The 7076-nt window shown below is 71.7% G+C and carries 6 protein-coding genes; 4 read left to right on the plus strand and 2 right to left on the minus strand.

Going from position 1 to position 7076, the window contains the following annotated elements; genetic code table 11:
• The first annotated feature begins 18 nt into the window (after positions 1-18).
• Both doeA and IF651_RS16740 read left to right on the plus strand, forming a co-directional pair.
• Positions 19-1314, plus strand: coding sequence for an ectoine hydrolase (gene doeA / locus IF651_RS16735; protein WP_191830259.1), 1296 nt, complete (start codon positions 19-21; stop codon positions 1312-1314).
• A gap of 11 nt (positions 1315-1325) precedes the next feature.
• Entirely contained in the window at positions 1326-2708 is a 1383-nt protein-coding gene (locus IF651_RS16740; RefSeq protein WP_191830260.1) for an NAD-dependent succinate-semialdehyde dehydrogenase, read from the plus strand.
• A 45-nt stretch (positions 2709-2753) separates the two neighbouring features.
• Here the strand turns inward: IF651_RS16740 and IF651_RS16745 are convergent, their stop codons facing one another.
• Positions 2754-3686: an aldo/keto reductase gene (locus tag IF651_RS16745; RefSeq protein WP_191830261.1), complete on the minus strand. Its 933-nt coding sequence runs from the start codon at positions 3684-3686 to the stop codon at positions 2754-2756.
• A gap of 46 nt (positions 3687-3732) precedes the next feature.
• The gene (locus tag IF651_RS16750; protein ID WP_191830262.1) at positions 3733-4593 is read right to left on the minus strand and encodes an aldo/keto reductase; all 861 of its coding nucleotides are present in this window, start codon (positions 4591-4593) and stop codon (positions 3733-3735) included.
• Between the two features lie 98 nt (positions 4594-4691).
• Here IF651_RS16750 and IF651_RS16755 point away from each other — a divergent pair, with 98 nt between their 5' ends.
• Positions 4692-5582, plus strand: coding sequence for a LysR family transcriptional regulator (locus IF651_RS16755; RefSeq protein WP_191830263.1), 891 nt, complete (start codon positions 4692-4694; stop codon positions 5580-5582).
• Complete coding sequence (locus IF651_RS16760) at positions 5579-6901, plus strand: MFS transporter (RefSeq protein WP_338404030.1); 1323 nt, start codon at positions 5579-5581, stop codon at positions 6899-6901. The genes IF651_RS16755 and IF651_RS16760 overlap by 4 nt, the downstream gene beginning before the upstream one ends.
• The last annotated feature ends 175 nt before the right edge of the window (positions 6902-7076 follow it).

Genomic DNA, 7076 nt, shown 5'->3' on the forward strand with positions numbered 1-7076 from the left:
CACCACGAGGAGCCAGCCATGAGGCAGCGCGACGACATGACCTTCCCGTTCGCCGAGTACGAGCGGCGGTTGAACGAGCTGCGCCGACGCATGTCGGACCGGCTGCTGGACGCGGTGGTCATCACCGACCCCGAGAACCTGATGTACCTCACGGACTACCAGACGACCGGCTACTCCTTCTTCCAGGCTCTCGTGGTGCCGCTGGAGCAGGAGCCCTTCATGATCACGCGTGCCATGGAGGAGTCGAACGTCGTCGCGCGCACCTGGGTCGAGATGACCCGGCCCTACCCGGACACCGGCGACGCGATCCAGTCCCTGGTGCAGTCGCTGCGGGAGTTCGGCCTCCACACCAAGGACGTCGGGTACGAGCGCAACAGCTACTACTTCCCCGCCTACCACCAGGACTACATCAAGGCCGCCTTCACCGAGGGACGCCTGCTCGACTGCTTCGGCATCGTCGAGGAGGGCCGGATCTGCAAGTCGCCGGCCGAGATCGAGATCATGGCCCGCGCGGCGCACGCGACCGAGGTGGGGATGCAGGCCGGCATCGAGGCGTGCGCGCCCGGGGTGTCGGAGAACGACATCGCCGCCGAGATCAGCGCGGCGATGTTCCGGGCCGGGGGAGAGTTCCCGGCCGTCATGCCGTACGTGACCTCCGGGCCCCGGTCCATGATCGGGCACGCGACGTGGGAGGGCCGGATCGTCCAGCCGGGCGAGCACGTGTTCCTCGAGGTGGGCGGGTGCTTCCGGCGCTACCACACGGCGATGATGCGCACGGTGCTCCTCGACGAGCTCTCGCCCTCGATGCGCCGCGCGCAGGAGCGCATGCGCCTCGCGCTGTCCGAGGTCAAGGCGGCGATCCGTCCGGGTCTGACGGTGTCCGACGCCGACAGCATCGTGCGCACGATCATCACCGACAACGGGGTGGGCGCCCGGCTCATCACGCGCTCCGGCTACTCGATCGGCATCGCGTTCCCACCCAGCTGGGACGAGGGATACATCGCGAGCCTCAACCAGGGTGACTCGCGCATCCTGCGCGAGGGCATGACCTTCCACATCATCCCGTGGATGTGGGGCGTGGACGGGAACAAGACCGTCGGCATCTCCGACACCATCCGCGTCACCGACCGCGGGTGCGAGTCGTTCTTCACCCTCGACGAGGACTTCACCTGCAAGCCCGAGCACGGCGTCGGCTCGAGCTCGGGGCCGGGCCTGGTCGGTGCACCGGTCGTCGACGGGCAGGACCCCGACGACGGGGATCTCGACGAGCCGGGCTATGACGAGCCCACTCCCATCCGGCACGGCATCGCATGAAGGAGGCGCCCATGCTCATCGCGACCGACCCCACGACCGGCGAGGTGGTCCGGCAGGTCTCGGCCGCCGGGCCCGAGCAGGTCGACGCCGTCCTGTCGTCGGCGACCTCGGCCCAGAGAGCCTGGCAGGACCGCGGACCGGGAGGTCGCGCCGCCGTCCTGCTCGACGTCGCGACCTATCTCCGCGAGCACGTCGAGGATCTCGCCCCTCTCATGACCGAGGAGATGGGCAAGCCGGCAGGGGAGTCGCGTGGCGAGGTGGTCAAGGCGGCATGGTGCTTCGAGCACTACGCGCAGCACGCCGAGGAGTACCTGGCCGACGAGGTCATCGGCTCGGACGCGACCCGCAGCTATGTCCAGTACCTTCCGCTGGGCACGGTCCTGGGCGTGCTGCCGTGGAACGCACCGTTCTGGCTGTTCTCCCGGTTCGCGGCGCCCGCGCTCATGGCGGGCAACACGTGCGTCATGAAGCACGACCCGCACGTTCCCGGTTGTGCGCAGGCGATCGGCGAGGTCTTCGCGAAGGTCCTCGCCCAGCACGGGGCGCCTCCCGGCGTCTTCCAGAACCTTCCGCTCGAGACGCCGGCGGTGGCCGACGTCATCCGGGACCGGCGCGTGCACGCGGTGTCGTTCACCGGGTCGGCCCGGGGTGGGGCCGCGGTCGCGAGCCTCGCGGCGGGAGAGATCAAGCCGGCCGTCCTCGAGCTGGGCGGGTCCGACCCGTCGCTCGTCCTGGCGGACGCAGACCTGGACGCCGCTGCGGACACGATCGCGCTCTCGCGCATCATCAACGCCGGCCAGTCCTGCATCGCCGCCAAGCGCATCATCGTCGAGGCCCCTGTCTACGACCAGTTCGTCGAGCGGCTGCACGAGCGGCTGGCCCGCCTCACGGTGGGCGACCCCCGCGAGGCGGGGACCGACGTCGGGCCGATCGCGCGAGCGGACCTTCGTGACGAGCTGCACCGGCAGGTGCGCGAGACCGTCGACGCCGGGGCCCGGCTCCTGCTGGGCGGCGAGCTGCCCGACGGCGCGGGCTGGTTCTACCCCGTGACTCTCCTCGCCGACGTGACCAAGGACATGACGGCCGGGTGCGAGGAGACGTTCGGCCCGGTCATGGTCGTCATGCGTGCTGCCGACGCCGAGGACGCGCTCGCGATCGCGAACGACACCGAGTTCGGCCTGGCCGCGAGCGTCTGGTCGACGCCGGAGCGCGGAGAGTCGTTCGCCCGGCGGATCGAGGCGGGGCAGGTCAGCGTGAACGGGATCGTCAAGACGGACCCGCGCCTCCCGAGCGGGGGCATCAAGAGGTCCGGCTACGGGCGCGAGCTCGGCCCCCACGGCATCCGGGAGTTCGTCAACGCCCAGCAGGTGTGGGTCGGCCCCGCCCGCACGTGAGCGGCGCAGGGCCGCCGGCCTCGGCCGCCGGCCCTGCGCACGAGATCACGGGACGGTGTACCCGGCGGCACGGAACAGCTCGTACCACTCTGCGCGGGTCAGCGGCACGTCCGAGCCCTGCGCGGCACCGGCCACGCGCTCCGGGTTCGTCGTGCCGAGCACGACCTGCATCTGCGCCGGGTGGCGGGTGATCCACGCGGTCGCGATGGCGATCGGCGGCACGTCGTACTGCGCCGCGAGCCGGTCGATCACGGCGTTCAGCTCGGGGTAGTCGTCCGAGCCGAGGAACACGCCGGTGAAGAAGCCGGCCTGGAACGGCGACCACGCCTGGACGGTGATGTCGTGCAGCCGGCAGTAGTCGAGCGTCCCGTTGTCACGGCTGACCGACTGGTCGAGCCCCTGCATGTTCGAGGCGACGCCCTGCGCGACGAGCGGGGAGTGCGTGATCGACAGCTGGAGCTGGTTCGCGACGATCGGCTGCTCGACGTACCGGCGCAGGAGCTCGATCTGGCCCGGCGTGTGGTTCGAGACGCCGAAAGCGCGCACCTTGCCCGCGGCGTGCAGGTCGGAGAACGCCCGGGCGACCTCCTCGGGCTCGACGAGCGCGTCGGGGCGGTGCAGGAGCAGGATGTCGAGGTGGTCGGTGCCGAGCGCGTCGAGCGAGCCGTCCACGGACTCGACGAGGTGGTCGTAGGAGTAGTCGAAGTACGGGCCGGACGGCACGATGCCCGCCTTGGACTGGATGACCCACTCGTCACGCTCGGCGGGGGAGAGGCGTGTCGCCTCCGCCCAGCGGCGCTCGCAGCCGTGGAGGTCCTTGCCGTACACGTCGGCGTGGTCGAGGAACGTGATGCCCGCGTCCCGGGCGGTGCGGACGAGGGTGCGGACCTCGTCGTCGGTCTTGTCCTGGATACGCATGAGGCCGAGCACGACGTTCGGGACCGTGATGTCCGTGCCGGGCAGGGTGAAGGTCTTCACCGGGTTCTCCTTCGGTCGGTGGTGATGGGCGCGCGGGCGCGGGGGTTCAGACGGCCGAGAGCCGCGCCACCTCGTCGTCGGTCAGGACGAGGTCGGCGGCGCCCGCGGAGTCGCGGGCGCTCTCCGGGCGCGATGCGCCCGGGATGGGCAGGACGACAGGTGCGAGCGCGAGCTCCCAGGCGAGGACGACCTGGTAGACGCTCACGCCGTGGGCGTCGGCGACCGCCTGGAACGTGGTGTGTGTCGCCCCGAGCTCGGAGGCGTTCGCGATCCCGCCGAGCGGGCTCCACGGCAGGAACGCCACGCCGAGCGCGGCGCAGTGCTCGAGCTCGCCCTGGCTCGAGCGGTACCTCGGCGAGAACTGGTTCTGGACGGACACCAGCCGGCCGCCCAGCACCTCGTTGGCCTCGTCGATCTGCGCCACGTCCGCGTTCGACACGCCGGCCATCGCGATGACGCCCTCGTCGAGAAGCTCGGCGACCGCGCCGACCGAGTCGGCGTACGGCACCGCGGGGTCGGGCCGGTGGAGCTGGTAGAGACCGATCGTCTCGACGCCGAGCCGGCGCGCCGACTCCTTCGCGGCCTGCTTGAGGTGGGTGGGATCGCCGTTCTTGGTCCACGAGCCGTCGCCCGGCCGCAGGAGCCCGCCCTTCGTGGCGACGAGGACGTCGGAGGTGTCGCCACCGTAGGTGCGCAGGCCGCGGGCGATCAGCTCCTCGTTGTGGCCGAGGTCGTCCGCGTCCCGGTGGTACGCGTCCGCGGTGTCGATCAGGGTGACTCCGGCGTCGAGCGCCGCGTGGATCGTCGCGACGGACCGGGCCTCGTCGGGCCGGCCCTCGATCGACATGGGCATGCCGCCGAGCCCGATCGCGGAGACGGTCCGGGTGCCGAGCGTGCGGTGCTGCATGGGGGTCCTTTCGTCGGTGGTTCTTCCGGCAGCCTAGGAACGGATAACCTAGAAGTCCAACAACTACCGGTTGTCTCATTCAGAAGCAGGAACGGTCAATGGATCTTCGTCAGATGGAGTACCTCGTCGCGCTCGCCGACGAGCGGCAGTTCACGCGCGCCGCAGCGCTCACCGGCGTGTCGCAGTCCGGCCTGTCGGCCGCGATCCGCAACCTCGAGGAGGAGCTGGGCTCGAGCCTCTTCACGCGCACGACCCGTCGCGTCGAGCCGACCGAGGCCGGGCTCGCGCTGCTGCCGCACGCACGCTCCATGCTCGCCCAGGCCGCCGCAGCTCGCGACGCGGTGGTGCAGGCGACGCGCGAGGTAGCGGGCTCGCTGCACGTCGGTGCCGAGCAGTGCCTGGGCATCGTCGACGTCGCGGCCCTGCTCGAGCGCTTCCATCGGAGGTACCCGCTCGTCGAGGTCCACTTCGCCCAGGCCGGTTCGCACGACCTCGTGGAGCGGGTCCGTTCCGGCGACCTCGACGTCGCGTTCGTCGCGACGACCGAGCACCTCGGTTCGCTCAGCCAGACCGTGCTCGGCAGCGAACCTCTCGTCCTGGTGTGCGCACCCGAGCACCCGCTCGCCGCGGACGCACGCCTGTCGTGGGCGGACCTCGTCGACGAGGACTTCGTCGACTTCGACCCCACCTGGGGCGCCCGGCCCGTCAACGACGCCCTGTGCGCGGCCCACGGTGCGCACCGCAACGTGCGCTTCACCGTCAACGACGTCCACACCCTGCTCGACCTCGTCGACCGCGGTCTCGGTGTCGCGCTGGTGCCGCGCCACGTCGCGGACAAGCCGCAGGCTGCCCGGCTCGCCATGGTCACGCTGCCCGACGGCGAGGCGCCGCGCTGGGTCGTGTCCGTGGTCACCGGCGGTCGGGACCAGGCCCCGGCCGCTCCGCGTCTGCTCGAGCTCGTGGCCGACGGGCTGCCGGTGGCTTCGTGACGGGCTCGGGCGGGCCGCCCCCCGGTGGTTCCACACCGCTCTTCCCGCTGCGCAGCGTCGTCCTCGGGGCGTTCGTCCCCACCCTGGTCATGGAGATCGGGGTCGGTGCGATGCTCCCGGTCGTCGCCGTCGCGGCGACGGGGCGGGGTGCGAGCCTGACGGTCGCGGGACTGGTGGCGGCGCTCATCCCCATCGGCAAGATCCTGTTCGACCTGCCGGCGGGCTCCCTCGCGACCCGGCTGGGCGATCGCACCGCGATGCTCATCGCCGGCATGGTCGCGGTCGCGGCGTACACCACGGTGGCGCTCACCGACGCCCTGTGGGGCCTCGCTGCCGGGGTGCTCGTGCTGGGTGCGTCGACCGCGGTGTTCAACCTCGCGCGCCAGGCGTACCTGACGGAGATCACGCCTCCGCTGCGGCGCGCTCGCGTGCTCTCGACGCTCGCCGGCGTGCACCGCATCGGTCTCTTCATCGGGCCGTTCGCCGGCGCGGCGGTGATCGCGGTGAGCTCGGTCGAGGGCGCCTACTGGCTCGGAGCCGGCGCGGCGCTCGTCTCGGTCGTGATCATCGCCGTCGTGCCCCCGGAACGCCCGTCGCCCACGGCCGGCACGTCGACCCCGGCCGGCGCGTCGACCACGCCCGACGGGCGGCCGGTGCGACCCGCCCGTGCGCGGGCGAGCATCACGCGCGTCGCACGCGAGCACCGGCGCCTGTTCGCCACGCTGGGCGTCGCGATCCTCCTGGTGGCCGCGGTACGCGGTGCGCGGCAGACCGTGATCCCGCTGTGGGGCGAGCACCTCGGTCTCGACGCCGAGGTGACGTCGTTGGTCTTCGGTGTCGCCGGCGCACTCGACATGCTGCTGTTCTACCCGGCGGGCAAGATCATGGACCGCTTCGGGCGGCTGTGGGTCGCGATCCCGTCGATGCTCACCATGTCGCTCGCCCTCGCCCTGGTGCCGTTCACCGACACCGCGCCGTCGCTGGCCGTCGTCGCGGCCCTGCTCGGGGTGGGCAACGGCATGGGATCGGGGATCATCATGACCCTCGGGGCCGACGTCGCACCCGCGGACGTGCGCCCCACGTTCCTCAGCGTGTGGCGACTCTTCCAGGATACCGGCGACGCGCTCGGACCGCTGGTGCTGTCCGCGGGCGCGGCACTCGGCTCGCTCGCCGCCGGGATCTGGGCGGCAGCGGCGCTGGGCGGGGCGGCCGCGGGAGCGCTCCGGCGCTGGGTGCCCCGCTACTCCGAGCTCGCCGACCTGGTGGTCCGCCGCGGCCCCCGCCGAAAAGGTCTGGGTCGGTCCGCGACGCGCGGTTAGCGTGGGCGTCAGTGTCAGGGTGACGGTGCCGCTTCGCGGTGGTTGGGGCCTGTCACCGGGGTGTCTGACTCTTAGCGTGGCTGCCTTCGTGGCTTGCATGTGAATTGTCGACACCCGGTGGGAGGACCGGCCGGCGTGACTTGATAGGAGCGTGGCATCGCCCCCGACTGAGGTT

Origin of the sequence: Cellulosimicrobium arenosum (assembly GCF_014837295.1) — a bacterium.
GTDB classification, from domain to species: domain Bacteria; phylum Actinomycetota; class Actinomycetes; order Actinomycetales; family Cellulomonadaceae; genus Cellulosimicrobium; species Cellulosimicrobium arenosum.

Coding starts and splice junctions, on each gene's coding strand:
- IF651_RS16750 (WP_191830262.1), bottom strand. CDS start 4,593: ATGCAGCACCGCACGCTCGGCACCCGGACCGTCTCCGCGATCGGGCTC.
- doeA (WP_191830259.1), top strand. CDS start 19: ATGAGGCAGCGCGACGACATGACCTTCCCGTTCGCCGAGTACGAGCGG.
- IF651_RS16755 (WP_191830263.1), top strand. CDS start 4,692: ATGGATCTTCGTCAGATGGAGTACCTCGTCGCGCTCGCCGACGAGCGG.
- IF651_RS16740 (WP_191830260.1), top strand. CDS start 1,326: ATGCTCATCGCGACCGACCCCACGACCGGCGAGGTGGTCCGGCAGGTC.